The following is a 13392-nucleotide window of genomic DNA, read 5'->3' as shown; positions in this document are numbered from 1 at the left end:
TGTTCATGGACAGTCCAAAACTCTTGGGAGGTTAGATTCTGATGACTCTCTCTCCTCATAAGAGGGAGAAGAGTTTACTTGCTAAGAGGTTTTTCTCTTAATTTTAAGAAATACTAAAAACATAAGAAATTACAGTATATGAAAGCTGTAAGGAAAGCATATAATATGTAAAAGGAAAAAAAATGGCACGGAAATATTTCGGTACAGATGGAATTCGAGGGAGAGCTAATTTTTTTCCTATGACACCAGATTTTGCCATGAAAATAGGAATGGCAGTGGGGGTTTTATTTCGCAAAAAAGAACAGTCACATCGTGTGGTTATTGGGAAAGATACACGTTTATCTGGTTATATGCTGGAAAATGCTTTGGTTTCAGGACTGACTTCTGCTGGAATGGATGCTTTCTTATTAGGACCTGTGCCAACCCCTGCTGTGGCTATGTTATGTCGTTCATTACGCGCTGATTTGGGTGTGATGATTTCTGCTTCTCATAATCCCTTTTATGACAATGGTATTAAACTTTTTGGTCCCGATGGCTTTAAACTTTCCGATGAAATAGAAAAGAAAATTGAGCAATTAATCGAAACAGATTTTTCACATTCTTTAGCGGAACCTGCTGAAATTGGTCGTGCTAAACGCGTGGAAGGGGATATTTATCGCTATATTGAATATGCTAAACGAACTTTGCCACGTGATGTGCGTTTGGATTCTTTGCGTATTGTGGTGGATTGTGCCAATGGTGCTACTTATAAAGCAGCACCCCGCGCATTATGGGAATTAGGAGCAGAAGTCTTTGCGATTAATAATGAGCCAACAGGTCTTAATATTAACCAGAAATGTGGATCAACTGACCTCACATCTTTAAAAAGAAAAGTGCATGAAGTGCGTGCTGATGTTGGTATTGCTCTTGATGGCGATGGTGATCGGGTGCTCATGGTTGATGAAAAAGCCCAAACCATCGATGGGGATCAAATCATTGCTGTTATTGCTGAGCATTGGTATAAAACAGAACGCTTACGAAATAAGGGGGTTGTAACAACTATTATGTCAAACCTTGGGCTTGAGCGCTTCTTAAACAGCAAGGGATTGGATCTCATTCGTACAAATGTAGGGGATCGTTACGTTGTCGATACTATGCGGCAAAAAGGGTACAATGTGGGTGGGGAGTCCTCTGGGCATATTGTCTTAAGTGATTTTGGTACAACTGGTGATGGACTGGTGGCTGCCTTGCAAATTCTCGCTTGTATGCAGCAAAATCACTATTCTATGAGCTACTTGTGTCAGCGTTTTGAAGTTGTACCACAAATTTTGAAAAATATAGCGATTAAAAATAAAAATATATTGGAGAACCCTAAAGTTAAAACTGTGATCGATCATGCACAGAAATGTTTAAGAAAAGAAGGACGGTTGGTTATTCGTCCTTCTGGAACTGAACCATTAATTCGAGTAATGGCTGAAGGCGATGATCAAAAAGCAATTGAAGAGATTGTTGCAGAGATCAGTGATGTTCTTATGCAGTATGATAGCACTAAAACATAATAGTGCTACAATATTTGAAAACTCTTGAGAAAATGGGGGCCTTTGCAGTGTTTATTTTTGGTAAGGCCCTGTATGTGATTCTATAAATTTATATAAAAGGTGGGGAAAGAGGGTTCCTTCCCCTTGAAGAGGGCTGGGAGATGGGGCATTCTCTGAATGCTCTCCTCGAAGGGAGACTTGGATGAAGAGCAAACAGTTTGGAGAGTAGAAGGATATCCACCTGTTTTAAGAGTGGTCTTTTTTATTTTTTTTCCAGAGAAAATAAGTCATAAACCCGAGAATAGGTCCCCCTAATTTAACAAGAGGAAAATGTTTGTTTAACAACGCGAGGCTGGAAAGAGCTGAAGTCGTTATAAGCTCGTGACGATGCTTTTCCCACTGTTTTTGATGATCCTGACGGTGGTACGATTTTAAAAATTGACAAAGAACAGCATTGAATCCTGCGATAAAAAGCCAAATAAAAAAGAGTGTACTCGCTGCTGCAAGAGGGGACATCACCAAACATAACGCAAAAAAGCTTGTGACACATAAAAAAATGAGAGCTATAAACAGTGCAATTCCAATAATCCCATAGCAAAATGTTTGGATCTGGATTTTTTTGACAGTGTTTTTGATCCCTCCACTAACAAGATGGCTCAAAAGAGGTGCGATCACTTTATACATTGGTTAACGGCGCAACAAGTGAGAAAGAATAAAACCAATGCCTGTCGCAATCAGAATAGTTTTGCCAGGATTATCACGAACTTGTTGGTTGAGCGTTTTTTCTAAATCGTTATACTTGCGTTTCGCTTGCGATAAGAGTTCTTCACCATTTTCCTTTGCTGAACTGTAAAATTGTTCAGCTTTATTTTTCGCTTCGTTCATTTTGTTGGAACTAAAATCACTCAGGGTTGATGTGATGTTTGTAACCTCATTGCGTAATTGCTCCAACTGTTTTTTTAAGTTTTTCTCTGTTTCTGTTTTGTTGTTTGTTTTATTATTTGCCATAGTTATGATTCTTTCTATTGACCTAATTGCACATAGTGTTGATAGTGTTTGATTGAAATAAAGATTTTTAATAATTATGCTTTTGTAACGTTATAAAATCTTCTTAGTTCCCTGATCTGTTGAATAATAATATTTTTAGAGATAAGTCTAAGGAGAAAAGAGGAGAAATATTCTTTTTAGGAGAAATCTTATAGAGAAAGCTTTTTCAAGAAAAAGCTACTCTTCAATGAAGTGACCGATTGATACAATTGGTTTTGATAATGCGAGATTTTCTTTATGAGATAAAAAAAGAAATATAAATAATATCTAAAAATCTTCTTGATGATGAAAAAGATTAATCATAAGTAATAGGCAATAAAAATGACTTGTTTTTTCAAATTGATATCTTTTAAAAAGGCGATGTAAAGAATAGTCAAAAAATATAAAGGGGAAAAATAGAAAATTTAAATATAAGGGTTATAAATATAACATGACATCTCATACAGTTTCTTTAGAGAACAATACTGTTGCAGTATCAATGCATGATTTCTCTCCTTTTTCAATGTTTATGGCTGCTGATTGGGTTGTGAAAGCTGTCATTATATTTCTATTGTTGGCTTCTCTCCTCTCTTGGACCATTGCCTTCGTTAAAATTATTGAACTCACTGTAGCAAAATACAAAGCACGGTATGCCCTTAAATTAGCAAGAAATGCTCAGACACTTGCAGGATTGATTGTCAGCTTTAAAGAAATTAAAGGAACTTCTGTCTTCTTACTGGAAGAAACACTGAAAGAAATACGTCTGTCGTCACAATTTGTAAAATCAGATGATGCTGACAGAAGTCAAAATGAAGCCTTTTTTTGTGGAAATATCAGTAGTGTAAATGGATTGAAAGAGCGTGTGCATTCGCTTTTATCTCGCTGTTTATTGGCTGCGATACGTCGTATTACTTTCGGAATTCCTGTTCTGGCAACAATTGGTTCTGTAGCACCTTTCATTGGCCTTTTTGCAACCGTTTGGGGGATTATGGATTCCTTTATTGGAATCGCAAAATCCCAAACAACACGGTTGGATGTTGTCGCTCCTGGAATCGCTGAAGCTTTGATGGCAACAGCTATTGGGCTTTTTGTAGCAATCCCAGCTGTTATTATCTATAATAGTATTATGCGGGTTCTTAATGGATATCGAAATGATTTAGCGGATATCGCAGCGGTGATTGAAAGGCTTGTAAGCCGTGAATTTGATAGACAACAACAATTATTAGATAACCATGAAAACAGATCATTATGATAATTGGGAAACCAATGAAGAGAGCCTTTATAGCGAGATCAATATAACACCTTTTATTGATGTAATATTAGTGTTGTTGATTGTTTTTATGGTGACTGCACCTTTGGCAACGTCGATTCTGCCTGTTCAGCTCCCTACTTTCACTCAAGCCCCTGTTGCTGATCAAACAGACAAACCGCTCTATATTACCTTACAAAAAAATCACATTCTTTATATTGGAAAAAATCAAACGGATAAAACAGAGTTTGTTGATCTGTTATTGCAGGAAACACAACGCAATTTCGAAACAAAAATTTTAATTCGAGCAGATAGTGAAATCGATTATGGAGCTGTTGTGGATCTACTCAATCAAATTCGAATGGTTGGATATACCAAAATCGGTCTTGTAGGACTCCAAAAAACAGAAAAAATTTCTCATAGTAATGTGATAAGCGATTCTTTCGAGGATGATGATTAAAGAACATATTTTAGAGCTTGGTGTGGGCTGGATTCGTGGTTGGGATGTTTTGAGTCTGTGTTTCAGATGTGTATCGGGGGGAGTGGAGCTTGTGTCTGAGTGTGTTGAGGCACGTGGTATCTTATGCCTTGTGATGCGTAATGGAAGTATGTGGCGAGATATTGGTTCCCTAAAGAAAAGCGAGTGATCGTGTCATTCTTGTCCTGTTGAGCCAAAACCTCCTGTACCGCGAGAGTGTGGAGTGGTTTGAGAAGAAGTAAAAAAAAGCTCTTCTTGATCTGGGTCAAATTCATGTACATCAACCTGGATAACTGGAGCAATGACCGTTTGTGCGATGCGCATACCACGCTGAATGGAAAAGTTTTCTTGTCCCAAATTGATCAGAAGAACTTTAACTTCACCAAGATAATCGCTATCGATTGTTCCCGGAGTATTCAGGCAGGTAATACCATGCTTTAAAGCAAGACCGGATCGTGGACGGATTTGTGCTTCATAGCCTGGAAGAAGATGAAAGATAAAACCAGTTGGTATTAGAATACGCTGTCCCGGTGCGAGATTCACAGTTTCTTCTGGGGCAAGAGCAGCACGTAGATCAAGGCCTGCAGAACCCACTGTTGCATAATGGGGAAGGTCAAGCCCTTGTCCATGGTTAAGGCGTTGGATCCGTAAAGGGAGTTTTTGTACAAGATGAGAAAAAGCATCTTTCTGAGGAGACAGAGGAGGAGTATTTGAAGAATAAGACATGGCAAGGAATCTCCAACAGATAAATCAGATACCCATCCTAACAAAAGCCCTTTTACAAAACAAGCGGATACAATGATTGCGTGAAACAAAGGGATTCTATGTTTTTGAATCAGATTGTGCCGATAAAAATCCCCGTGGCAAATACTAAAGCACCGCCGAGAATAATCTGAAGAGAGGCACGCCGCAAGGGGGTCGACATGAATTTATTTTGAATCCAAACAATGACCCCTAACTCTAAAAATACAATAATGAAAGCAATAAGTGTTGCTAAGAGAAAAGAGTCAATCAAATAAGGGATAGTATGGCCTAAGCCACCAAGCATTGTCATCAGACCACAAGCAATCCCTCTTTTTACGGGAGAGCCACGACCGGATAATTTACCATCATCGTGAAGCGCTTCTGTAAAGCCCATCGAAAGACCAGCTCCGATCGATGCTGAAAGACCCACTAGAAAAGTTTTATAGGTGTCACCCGTGGCAAAAGCTGCTGCAAAAATAGGAGCAAGCGTTGAAATGGAACCATCCATTAATCCGGCAAGACCCGGTTGAATCCACGTTAAAAGAGTCTTCTTTTGATGAGGCGTGAGGGCAGATTGATCTGTCTCTTCAAAGGGATGAGAAGGGGGAGAGGCAGGAGAAAAGGATGAAAAAAGAGAATTGTCAAGTGATGAATTCGAGGTTCCCGAATTCATATGACATGAAAGGTCAAGGAGTTGCTTATGATGTTCGAGTTCATTGTGGCCCATTGTTGTGAGAATCAAAGCTTGGTTGGGACAAGATGATTCTAATGCTTTTGCATATTTTAAATATAGTGCAGCGTGGTCTTTTTTTAACTGGGTAGCATGAGCAACAATCTCTTGCGCGGTGCAAGAGGAGCAAGCCTTTTGCGACATAGGAGGAGAGGAGCTCTTGAACATTGTGACTCAGACTCATATAATTCATTTAGAACTATTCTAAAATATAAAAATTAAAATAATGAAAGTCAATGCAGAATTTATTTCTTTCGGAGTAAAATTTTCTTTGCGAAAAAAGGCCTAAGGTAAGTTCCAAGATTAGTGATTGGGAAGCATAAGTGAAATGGTATTTTAGGATGAAGATTTAAGAAGAAGACTCTTGTTAGGGTGAGGATGCTGCTAAAGTGGAGTTTTTGGAGTTGAGGGTTTTTGGAATGGAAGCTTTTAGGTGATGAAGAAGAACACTTGAGAAGTTTGGGATTTTTTTTGTGTTCGATGCCTCTCCCTTTATATTATTTATGGTTTAGGATGTTGAGCGAGAATGCCTTTTGAAGCAACAAATAGGCTTATCAACATCAACAATAAACTAGCAACAGCGTTCCATCCGGCAAAGGAGAGAAATAAAAAATATCCTGCTGCTTGATTACAGGAAGGAGGTTGAAGAGTGTTTAATTGATTTAAGAGTTGAGAAGCATCTTTTACGGTCATGTTAGAGGACGAAATACAATTGTTTGGAATGTTCCAAAAATGATATTCAGCGCCTGCGTGGTAGACTGCTAAGATAAAGCTGATGGTCATGAATATAAAAATTCCCCAGAATAAAGACCGTATCCAAACAGAGTAGGGGAAAAATCGTATTGATAAGCCAGCAACACCTGCAAATATAAGAGAACCATAGTGAGGAAGCCGTTCGATAATGCACAACTGACAGGGAAGAATGCCTCTAATATATTCAAAAGCAAGGGCGATACTAATGGGAATGAACAGAAAAACGGTGAGGATAAAAATCCATATTTTTTTTTCTTTATCACTAAATGTACAGTGAAGATGTTGGGTGAAAAAACATTGAGAAGAAGTCATTGCGTGTACACCTTAAAAAGAAAAATATGGTTTGAGAAAAAAAGTGTATAATCCATAAATGAATAAAAACAAAAGAAAACCAAGTGGCATAAGCCATTTAAAGTGATGAGAAAGCCAGTGGGTCGCTTGAGAGCCAAAACGCTGAATAAGCCAAGCAAAAAAATAAAAACGTATCCCACGGGAAAGAATACAGAGAAGAATAAAAAGCCAAAGATTAAAATGTGTAACACCTGCAAGAAGAGTGGTAATCTTGATGGGGGGAAGATGTATGAGACCAGAAACAGTCAGTAATATTGCCAGAAACTCTTGAGTCGTATCATTGTGTAATGTTTGAAAATTTTCATATTGGTTGGTGAATTCTAAAAGAGGTTTGACAATCGTATCAGAGGTAAAATAACCAAGACACCATCCAACAATACCCCCAAAAACAGAACAAATTGTTGCAATAAAAGCATAGGAATACGCTTTTTGAGGACGAACAATTGTTAAAGGAATATACAAAACATCTACTGGGATAAAAAATATAAAGCTTTCAATAAAAGCAATAAAACCAAGCCAATAAGACGCTGTGTGGCGCTTTGCTAGTGAAATTGTCCAAAGCTTTACTGAGTTAAAGATCATCATTTCTTCCGACAATTTAAAGAGGCAAAGAGGTTTAAGAGGATTTTAGAAAGTCTGAATGAGACAAAAAATAGTCAATTTTTACAAAAAAAGAAGTCTAATGTTGACGAATCTGTCGTTCTTTATATAGTACAAAAAAAGAGGGAACAAGTATGTTCTTTATTATATGTTGTGCGGGTGTGGTGGAACTGGTAGACGCGCCAGACTCAAAATCTGGTTCCGAGAGGAGTGTCGGTTCGAGTCCGACCACCCGCACCAGTCTCTCTTATATTCCTTTGATTTTAATATTCCTTTATTTTAAATATAATATCCTCTTAAATTTCTAAACATAGATTGTGGAGTTAAGATGCTCGTCAGTCTTTATTTTACGCTCATGAAGCCCCTCTTCGAGGCCTTTTTTCTTTTTAGAAGAAGCACTGTTTGAAAGATTCCCTCTTCGAGAGGGAAATGTCAAAAGAGACGCTCAAAAAAGTTTTTTATAAAAAAGAATTTTTAAAAAGAAAATGCTCATACAAAGTGCTTATACAGAGAAAGTGCTGACAGAAAGAACAGAATAGGAGAAGAGAGAGGGATAGGAAGAATGAAATGGTGAGTCTAAGATGTGTTATGGGATGGTGATAAAGGATGTGATGCATGCTTTTTGCAAAGAGCTAAGATGTACTCGCGTGATTCACATAGCCCCAGTGGATAGCGAGTAAGTCTAAACAATCTCGTAAATGATCGGCAAGAGAATTTTGTTTGCGTTTGGAAGGACTTAATTCTTTAAATGCTTGATCATAACCAACGACTTGTTCAACCAGTCGATACCCGAGAATACCTAAGTGGGTCTTGACCGTTTGTAAGTGTTTGAGGGCGTTTGTTTGTATTTCAATTGGGTGGGTATATCTCTGACTGCTATCCACTTTTTGAACGGTCAAATCAAGACTCATTTGTGTATCACCTTGGCATTGACGCCAGTAAATATAAAAGCGTTCTGCTGCTTTGTATTGCGCTTGGTTGATATGTCCTTTCTTATATAAAAGAGCAATGGGGCGGCTGTGGGCATCGATAATAGCAAGGGTTGTGCGTGGGTTTTTGGTGTTGATTGGTAATGTGGATTGAAAGGAAGGATTGCTCGTTTCAATCATTATTTCTCGCGTTTTTAAGTGGCCAATCGGTTGCTCTTTGCAGGGCAAGGACATAGAGGAGAAGAGACGCGAAGATTTGTGTTTTTTGGTCGAGGGGATTGTGTTTCCTGTTTTTTGTAGATGGGTCATGATGTTTCCTTACAAGGATGATGGGTGTTCTTGTTTGATAAGAGAAGCACTGAAATTAAGAGCTTCTGTAAGGGTAAAAGAGGTTGAAAGGTTTAAGGAATGGTATTGATTAAAGCCTTGTTTTAAAGAGACTGATTCTTTTGTATTGAAGAGTTATTATTTGTCGAGAAAGGTCAATGGAGAGGAAAAAGGTCATGGAGGGGAAAAAGAAGGAGATTCTTGTGGTGGAGGAGATGTAGGGAAATGATGCAATATGTGAGGGGAGGGATAGCTTTCTTTTGGTTTCAAAGAACTGTTGTGGTCGCGTTCAATATAGCGTCGCAGAGTCGATGAAGCAGAAGAAGAACAACGATAACGGTAAGTTTTGGGGTCAAACCAGAGACCGATTTTCCCTTCAAAATCACCAGAGCGTTGTTTGGCGATATTCATAATGACACCTGGACGTTGCGTTAAGTTTGCTTTTTCTTCTGGTTGATGAGCGGAAAAAATTTTATCTTCTAAAGACCGATTACGCCAAATGGTGATAATATTAAAAGCATTTGCACCAATTTCTGAGGCGCCTTTAATGTCTTCTGTGCCGGGAATATCCTTTTCTAAACCACTTTTGCGCGTATGCGCTACAAGATGAATGTGAACAGCGTTTAAGATAGCCCAATCAACGATTTTGTAAACAGCTTTTTCTTGCCCAGCATAGTCATCAGAAGAGATCCCAAGACGCATCAGACTGTCAATAATAAACTGGTCACAGCCATATTTTGCACGGCAATAGTCAAAAACATCTAGTAAAGTGTCAACGCTTGATTTGCCTACATGTTCATACAGAATAAGACCTGCATCTAAAAAATGAAGAATACGTTCAATCATTTCTTTCGTTGGTTGGTCGGTTCCACCCGTTTGCTTCGTTAAACGACGCAAAGATTGTTCGCCTTTCATTTCAAGAGAAGCTAAGCAAAGACGGCTTTTTTGCTCAATCCAATGGGGAATGCAATCTGATAAAAGTTGACTTTTACCTGCACCACTGGCCCCACTCCACAGGGTCAATTCTGCAGGGCGAAAATAAAGCTTACCATTCAATTGGGGATAGGGAATCGTATAGCCAAGATGCTGTTCTGCAGGAGGATAAAATAAGTTGATTACTTGCTCTTTATAATCCAAAGCATGACGTAACCCCTTTGGCGTAAAGCTTTGAGCCTGTAAAAAAGCTTCTTGGATAATGGAAGCGTCAACACCTGCTTGTAAACACGCGTTCGCATCTTTGCCAGGAAGCTGGACGCGATAACAACGATGACGACCAAGGCGATGAGCAATCTCAAAAGCTGCTTCTTCCCCCGATGCATCCATATCTGTGGCTAAAAAAATGGTTTCAAAGGATTCTAAATGATCAAATTCATTCTCAATCCAATTTTGTTTGCCCCCCTTTCCTCCGCCAAAGGGAACTGAAACAGCTGGATAGCCATAGGTCGCTAAAGAAAGAGCGTCAATCTCTCCTTCGGTGATAACCAGGGTTCGATCCGTTGAAGCACGTTCTTTGGAGGACAAAGCTTGCCAGCCAAAGAGAATCGGCTCACACTGAGAAAGAGTCGGTTTTGCCTTTGCACCGTCTTCGGCTAAGCGCTCTTTCACTAGAGCAAGGGTGCCATTTGGCTTATAAAAAGGAAAAATAATTTTATTGCCCTCTTCTCCAATTTGGTATCGTTGTAAAATTTCAAGTGGAATATGACGCTTTTTGTGCAAATATGTTTTAACCTGATGTTGAGGCATGTTGGCTTTGGGAATAGAGGGTGAACGATACTGATGGCGGGGAGCCATAAAAGGCTTGGGACGAGAAAGATTGAGATAAGCGCGCGCTTCATCAAGTGCTTGGGAAAGGCTGATCCCTTTAACACCACACCATAGGTCAAGAAGATCGCCGCCGCTGCCTTCAGCAAAATCATACCAAAGACCTGCTTTACTACCGCTTAAGCTGATTGATAGGCTTTGTCCTGCTTCACCGCGGATATTCCCAACAACCCAGGAATTGCCCTGTTTGCGACCTTGTGGAAGAAGCATTTCTGCAATAGAACCCGCTTGGGCAGTTAGTCTTTGTTTAATTTCAAAAAGTGTGCTCATTTTAACCAACCTGATAATTGATAAGGTTGCTGTAAAGGATTTCTTCATTAGCTCTGCCCAAGGGAGATGAAGAGTGTGCTGAAAAAGTTGCCGAAGACAAAACTAAAAGCCGTTGATCATTTTCTTTTAAACGCTCAATTTCACGGCGGTACCAATTGCGCCAAGTGGCTGACCAATCAACCTTCATAGCCTCTTTGCCACTTTTCGCTTGCCAATAATCACGAAATTTTTTTTCTTGCCAATGCGCTTGCTCTTCACTGAGACCTTCCGAAATCGCTGCTGCAATATCAGCACGCCAATCAGATGGAAGACGAGACCCCTGCGTCGCTTTTTTAAGGGAAGAAACATCACAAAAAGAGTCAGAAGAAACAACTGAAGAATATTTCTTTTGTGAAACACCTATTGGTGTTTCTTTTTCTTCTGCTTTCTGAGCTTCTGAGTTATGTTCAGCATCTGGTGGAGAGGTGTTAAACAAATGTTGAAATTGGTCATTGATTTTCTTACGTTTTTTTGCTGAAGAACGACCAGCATAGGATTTTTTTTCAAGCAATTTTGTACGCTCATGAAAAACAGTTTCACAGCGCGCATTCCACAATCCACTGGCCAGGTTTAATATTTTCCCCTCCGTTATCAACATCTCTAAAACACCTTCAAAAGTCCGCTTGTCACAACCACAAAGACGCGCTAAACGTTCTACCGATAAATCTAAAGGACGGCCTCGCGCGTACATTTCATTCAAAAGAATCGTGTAAATGCCAATTTCATGTGCTCGCATTCCACGAACTCCACCAAGAAAATCATTCTGGTACCAACAAACATAAGGAAGTATCGATGATTCATAATCAGGAAATTCTGAGTATAAAAGTTGTTTCATGGTTCAATAAACTTTCTTTTTTCAATCTGGGATAAAGCAGTAAAAAGCAAAAAATGTATTGTGAGAGTTCTCAAAGTGCATTGATAAAATTGACTATTTTAAAAATGTTGCTGTTTTATTCTGGTAGAGGATTATTTTTTTGTGTATTTCCTTAAAATTAACGCATCAATTATACAGAATCTAGAGAATTGCAATTTGAGGTTGTATTAAAGGGTAAAATTAAAGAGGATGAAGAAACAATACACGGGTTTTTGAGAAATTCCTGTCTAGCCCTGGGCTGATGCTGTGTTTTTTGATGAAAAAATAAAATATGATAAGCCCTCCAATAAATGAAAGTTTTAATTTTATCCTCTTTAGAAGATAAAGCAAGTCAAATTTTATTATGGAACATATTTTTTAAGACAGGCTATAAGGTGAGACTATGAATATTGATGGTTGGCGTCAAAGATTGCAGGAAGCGCTTCAAAAAAGTGGACGATCAAAACGGTCTATTTCGCTTGCTGCAGGCAAAGGGGCCGGGTATTTGCATTCAATCCTTTCTGAAGGAAAAGAGCCGACGATTGAATCACTCTATCATGTCTGTCATGCCATTAATGTCAGTATGAGCTATATCCTCTATGGAAAAGGTGCAATGCCCGAAGATCAAGAGTTTATTGATCTCGTTTTGCAGGTTTCTCCTGAGGAGAGGAAGGCCATTTTGACCCTTTTGCGTCGACCACCCGATGGAGAAAAAACATAACAGCTTGTTGTGTTTTTAGGTCAAGTTTTTTCCAAGATTTTAGTAGTTCAAAATCACTCATTTCAGCCCCCCGTTTATTGAAAATTTATGGATTAAGAGCTATCAGAAACAATGCAAAAATGGGAACAAGAGATTAACAGTCTTCGTTCTCGTTTTTATTTGAACATTGTCAAAAGCCATAATATATCTTTTATTAAGGATAAAATAATTGACATATCTTCCATAGAGGATATAAGACTAACGCTATATTTGATCATGTCAAGAAAAAGCTTAGCTTTATCAACTGCCGAAGAGAGGAAAAATTTTATGAAAGATGTATCATTCGTTAAAGAGGATGAAATTCTTGTCATTCTTTGTGAAGATGAGATCAACGACGCTTATGATGGTCCTATTGAGCAAGAAGACATTCTCGAACTGATTGATAAGCACGATAATGTGACTCGACTTTTACGCCTCGACTTAAGATCACTCCATGCTGATGATGTGAGTGAACAAATCGCTGAATTTTATATGAAAACACATGATAATTATGAAGATGACGAACAAATACATCCTTTCATTTTCAATAGTGATATTTATCACGCTTATTTAGATCAAAAAGCTGCTCAAGAATACGAAGATAATCTTTACGGATCTTATGAAAAACAACATCGCTTGCGGTGGTCTGATGTGTTGAATGAATATTGAGGGGAAAATAATGAAAAGTTATCTCAAAACACTTTCTTACGGACTGCCACTCTATTATGCCGGAAATGCCAAAAATATTATCAAATTGGAACCACAACAAAAAAATGCCTGTTCTTTTACCTCACAGTATGAGGCAGAATCCCTGGCACAGAAGTTAGCACTTCAATATCAGCGTTATGACTTTTATGTGGCTCAAAAATAGCTATGCATTTTCTGATCACAGTGTAAAAAAATCAACTTTGAGCAATAAAAAGCCTTAGTGAAAGAAAGGTGGGCGGTGTGATTATATCACTGTCT

At 38.6% G+C, this 13392-nt stretch carries 15 protein-coding genes and 1 tRNA gene; 7 read left to right on the top strand and 9 right to left on the bottom strand.

What is annotated here, in order from left to right:
* Positions 1 to 182 precede the first annotated feature (182 nt).
* Positions 183 to 1538 carry a phosphoglucosamine mutase gene (glmM, locus tag BJB63x_RS05210; RefSeq protein ID WP_078719282.1) on the top strand — a complete coding sequence of 452 codons (1356 nt, stop codon included), beginning with the start codon at positions 183 to 185 and terminating at the stop codon, positions 1536 to 1538.
* Between the two features lie 225 nt (positions 1539 to 1763).
* Here glmM and BJB63x_RS05205 read toward each other — a convergent pair whose 3' ends face one another.
* The gene (locus BJB63x_RS05205; RefSeq protein ID WP_078719281.1) at positions 1764 to 2201 is read right to left on the bottom strand and encodes a phage holin family protein; all 438 of its coding nucleotides are present in this window, start codon (positions 2199 to 2201) and stop codon (positions 1764 to 1766) included.
* A 3-nt stretch (positions 2202 to 2204) separates the two neighbouring features.
* Entirely contained in the window at positions 2205 to 2525 is a 321-nt protein-coding gene (locus tag BJB63x_RS05200; RefSeq protein ID WP_078719280.1) for a DUF883 family protein, read from the bottom strand.
* A 469-nt stretch (positions 2526 to 2994) separates the two neighbouring features.
* On the opposite strand from BJB63x_RS05200, the gene exbB reads away from it, so the two are divergent.
* Together exbB and BJB63x_RS05190 are read left to right on the top strand one after the other, a co-directional pair.
* A complete protein-coding gene (gene exbB / locus BJB63x_RS05195) occupies positions 2995 to 3795 on the top strand; it encodes a tonB-system energizer ExbB (protein ID WP_078719279.1) in 801 nt (266 codons plus the stop codon).
* Entirely contained in the window at positions 3776 to 4252 is a 477-nt protein-coding gene (locus BJB63x_RS05190; RefSeq protein WP_078719278.1) for a biopolymer transporter ExbD, read from the top strand. Before exbB ends, BJB63x_RS05190 begins: the two co-directional genes overlap by 20 nt.
* Before the next feature lie 192 nt (positions 4253 to 4444).
* Here the strand turns inward: BJB63x_RS05190 and dut are convergent, their stop codons facing one another.
* The 4 genes from dut to BJB63x_RS05165 form a co-directional block, all read right to left on the bottom strand.
* Entirely contained in the window at positions 4445 to 4996 is a 552-nt protein-coding gene (gene dut / locus BJB63x_RS05180; RefSeq protein WP_078719276.1) for a dUTP diphosphatase, read from the bottom strand.
* Positions 4997 to 5105: 109 nt separating this feature from the next.
* Positions 5106 to 5912 (bottom strand): hypothetical protein, encoded by an 807-nt coding sequence (locus tag BJB63x_RS05175; protein ID WP_078719275.1) that lies wholly within the window; start codon positions 5910 to 5912, stop codon positions 5106 to 5108.
* Positions 5913 to 6245: 333 nt separating this feature from the next.
* A complete protein-coding gene (locus BJB63x_RS05170; protein WP_078719274.1) occupies positions 6246 to 6809 on the bottom strand; it encodes a disulfide bond formation protein B in 564 nt (187 codons plus the stop codon).
* Positions 6810 to 6821: 12 nt separating this feature from the next.
* A complete protein-coding gene (locus tag BJB63x_RS05165; protein ID WP_078719273.1) occupies positions 6822 to 7430 on the bottom strand; it encodes a YqaA family protein in 609 nt (202 codons plus the stop codon).
* Between the two features lie 173 nt (positions 7431 to 7603).
* Here BJB63x_RS05165 and BJB63x_RS05160 point away from each other — a divergent pair.
* Positions 7604 to 7688: transfer RNA gene (locus BJB63x_RS05160), tRNA-Leu, on the top strand.
* Positions 7689 to 8080: 392 nt separating this feature from the next.
* Here the strand turns inward: BJB63x_RS05160 and BJB63x_RS05155 are convergent.
* The 3 genes from BJB63x_RS05155 to BJB63x_RS05145 form a co-directional block, all read right to left on the bottom strand.
* Positions 8081 to 8686, bottom strand: coding sequence for a hypothetical protein (locus BJB63x_RS05155; protein ID WP_194284783.1), 606 nt, complete (start codon positions 8684 to 8686; stop codon positions 8081 to 8083).
* A 192-nt stretch (positions 8687 to 8878) separates the two neighbouring features.
* Entirely contained in the window at positions 8879 to 10795 is a 1917-nt protein-coding gene (locus BJB63x_RS05150) for a toprim domain-containing protein (protein ID WP_078719566.1), read from the bottom strand.
* A 1-nt stretch (position 10796) separates the two neighbouring features.
* A complete protein-coding gene (locus BJB63x_RS05145) occupies positions 10797 to 11669 on the bottom strand; it encodes a YdaU family protein (RefSeq protein WP_078719272.1) in 873 nt (290 codons plus the stop codon).
* Between the two features lie 421 nt (positions 11670 to 12090).
* Between BJB63x_RS05145 and BJB63x_RS05140 the strand changes: the two genes are divergently transcribed.
* From BJB63x_RS05140 to BJB63x_RS05130, 3 genes are all read left to right on the top strand, one after another.
* The gene (locus BJB63x_RS05140) at positions 12091 to 12408 is read left to right on the top strand and encodes a helix-turn-helix domain-containing protein (protein ID WP_078719271.1); all 318 of its coding nucleotides are present in this window, start codon (positions 12091 to 12093) and stop codon (positions 12406 to 12408) included.
* Positions 12409 to 12714: 306 nt separating this feature from the next.
* Positions 12715 to 13095, top strand: a complete 381-nt coding sequence (locus tag BJB63x_RS05135) for a hypothetical protein (RefSeq protein WP_078719270.1) — start codon at positions 12715 to 12717, stop codon at positions 13093 to 13095.
* Between the two features lie 10 nt (positions 13096 to 13105).
* Entirely contained in the window at positions 13106 to 13297 is a 192-nt protein-coding gene (locus tag BJB63x_RS05130) for a hypothetical protein (RefSeq protein ID WP_078719565.1), read from the top strand.
* Positions 13298 to 13392 lie beyond the last annotated feature (95 nt).

Origin of the sequence: Bartonella sp. JB63, assembly GCF_002022665.1 — a bacterium.
GTDB lineage: Bacteria > Pseudomonadota > Alphaproteobacteria > Rhizobiales > Rhizobiaceae > Bartonella.
The sequence above is the reverse complement of the archived record's forward strand: the minus strand, read 5'-3'. Positions and strand labels throughout refer to the sequence as shown.

Bases quoted from the DNA above. Each gene is read 5' to 3' on its own strand.
- glmM (WP_078719282.1), top strand. From the start codon at position 183: ATGGCACGGAAATATTTCGGTACAGATGGAATTCGAGGGAGAGCTAAT.
- BJB63x_RS05205 (WP_078719281.1), bottom strand. From the start codon at position 2,201: ATGTATAAAGTGATCGCACCTCTTTTGAGCCATCTTGTTAGTGGAGGG.
- BJB63x_RS05200 (WP_078719280.1), bottom strand. From the start codon at position 2,525: ATGGCAAATAATAAAACAAACAACAAAACAGAAACAGAGAAAAACTTA.
- exbB (WP_078719279.1), top strand. From the start codon at position 2,995: ATGACATCTCATACAGTTTCTTTAGAGAACAATACTGTTGCAGTATCA.
- BJB63x_RS05190 (WP_078719278.1), top strand. From the start codon at position 3,776: ATGAAAACAGATCATTATGATAATTGGGAAACCAATGAAGAGAGCCTT.
- dut (WP_078719276.1), bottom strand. From the start codon at position 4,996: ATGTCTTATTCTTCAAATACTCCTCCTCTGTCTCCTCAGAAAGATGCT.
- BJB63x_RS05175 (WP_078719275.1), bottom strand. From the start codon at position 5,912: ATGTTCAAGAGCTCCTCTCCTCCTATGTCGCAAAAGGCTTGCTCCTCT.
- BJB63x_RS05170 (WP_078719274.1), bottom strand. From the start codon at position 6,809: ATGACTTCTTCTCAATGTTTTTTCACCCAACATCTTCACTGTACATTT.
- BJB63x_RS05165 (WP_078719273.1), bottom strand. From the start codon at position 7,430: ATGATCTTTAACTCAGTAAAGCTTTGGACAATTTCACTAGCAAAGCGC.
- BJB63x_RS05155 (WP_194284783.1), bottom strand. From the start codon at position 8,686: ATGACCCATCTACAAAAAACAGGAAACACAATCCCCTCGACCAAAAAA.
- BJB63x_RS05150 (WP_078719566.1), bottom strand. From the start codon at position 10,795: ATGAGCACACTTTTTGAAATTAAACAAAGACTAACTGCCCAAGCGGGT.
- BJB63x_RS05145 (WP_078719272.1), bottom strand. From the start codon at position 11,669: ATGAAACAACTTTTATACTCAGAATTTCCTGATTATGAATCATCGATA.
- BJB63x_RS05140 (WP_078719271.1), top strand. From the start codon at position 12,091: ATGAATATTGATGGTTGGCGTCAAAGATTGCAGGAAGCGCTTCAAAAA.
- BJB63x_RS05135 (WP_078719270.1), top strand. From the start codon at position 12,715: ATGAAAGATGTATCATTCGTTAAAGAGGATGAAATTCTTGTCATTCTT.
- BJB63x_RS05130 (WP_078719565.1), top strand. From the start codon at position 13,106: ATGAAAAGTTATCTCAAAACACTTTCTTACGGACTGCCACTCTATTAT.